Consider the following 1,459-nt stretch of genomic DNA (forward strand, 5'->3'; position numbering starts at 1 on the left):
GGCGAGGGGCCCGGGGAGGACGAGCGGAGATGCGGCAACGCGGGTTCGTCGTGGACGCCGGGGTCCGGCGGTGGATCGCGCACCGCCGCAACACGGAGCTCGGCCTGATCCTCCTCGCCCTCTTCATCGTCGTCTTCGGCCACGCCGCCGTCGGCCTCGCCCTCGACGGCCGGCCACCGTCCGGCCTCCCCGGCTACGCCGGCGGCCTCGCCGCGCTCGCCCTCCTCGCCCACCTCGCCGTCCGCGCCCTCGCCCGGTACGCCGACCCGCTGCTGCTGCCCACCACCGTGCTGCTGACCGGCCTCGGCCTGGTGCTGATGGACCGGCTCGACCGCGACTACGCCCGCCACTACCCGGCCAGCGACTACCAGTCCCAACCGGTCGCCCCCGACCAGGTCACCTGGACCGTGCTCGCCGTCGTCCTGCTGGTCGCCACCCTGCTCGTGCTGCGCCACCACCGGCTGCTCCAGCGCTACACCTACCTCGGCATGGCCGTCGCCCTGCTGCTGCTGATGGCCCCCGCGTTCTTCGGCGCCGACCAGTTCGGCGCCAAGCGGTGGATCAACGTCGGCGGCCTCTCGCTCCAGCCCGGCGAGTTCGTCAAGGTCATGATCGTCGTGTTCTTCGCCAGCTACCTGATGGCCAACCGCGACGCCCTGTCCCTCGTCGGCCGCCGCTTCCTCGGCCTCGCCCTGCCCCGCGGCCGCAACGCCGGCCCGGTACTGGTGGTGTGGGGCGTCAGCCTGCTGGTGCTCTTCTACGAGCGCGACCTGGGCACGTCGCTGATCTTCTTCGGCGTCTTCATCGTCATGCTCTACATCACCACCGAACGCATCAGCTGGGTGGTGCTCGGCGGGCTGATGGCCGCCGCCGGCACGTTCTTCGTCGCCACCACCCAGCCGCACGTCAAGGGCCGCGTGCAGGCGTGGCTCGACCCGATGGCCATCTACCTCCCCCCGGAGCAGCGCCCGCCCGGCCTGATCTCCGAGCAGTCGGCCGAGGCGCTGTTCAGCCTCGGCGCCGGCCACCTCACCGGCACCGGCCTCGGCCAGGGCAACTCGTACCTCGTCGGCTTCGCCGGCCGCAGCGACTTCATCCTCGCCACCGTCGGGGAGGAGCTGGGCCTCGCCGGGTTGACGCTGGTCATCCTGCTCTACGTGCTGCTCATCCAGCGCGGCCTCGCCACCGCCATCGCCGTCACCGACCCGTTCGGCAAACTGCTGGCCGCCGGCCTCGCCACCGTCCTCGCGCTCCAGGTCTTCGTGGTCGCCGGCGGCGTGACGGGCCTGATCCCGCTCACCGGCAAGGCACTGCCGTTCCTCTCCCAGGGCGGCTCGTCCACCGTCGCCAACTGGCTGCTGGTCGCCCTGCTCATCCGGATCAGCGACAGCGCGGGCAAGGCGTCCACCGAACCCGAGGGCCACGCCACCATCATCACCCCCCGGATCCACGCCGACCC

1 protein-coding gene is annotated in these 1,459 nt (G+C 72.2%); it reads left to right on the forward strand.

Annotated elements, in window-relative coordinates; translation table 11 throughout:
• Nucleotides 1-29: 29 nt before the first annotated feature.
• Nucleotides 30-1,459, forward strand: a 1,430-nt coding sequence (locus tag E1283_RS36170; RefSeq protein ID WP_132822386.1) for an FtsW/RodA/SpoVE family cell cycle protein, incomplete at its 3' end; no start/stop codon positions are given.

The organism is Streptomyces hainanensis, from assembly GCF_004348415.1.
Lineage (GTDB): Bacteria > Actinomycetota > Actinomycetes > Streptomycetales > Streptomycetaceae > Streptomyces > Streptomyces hainanensis.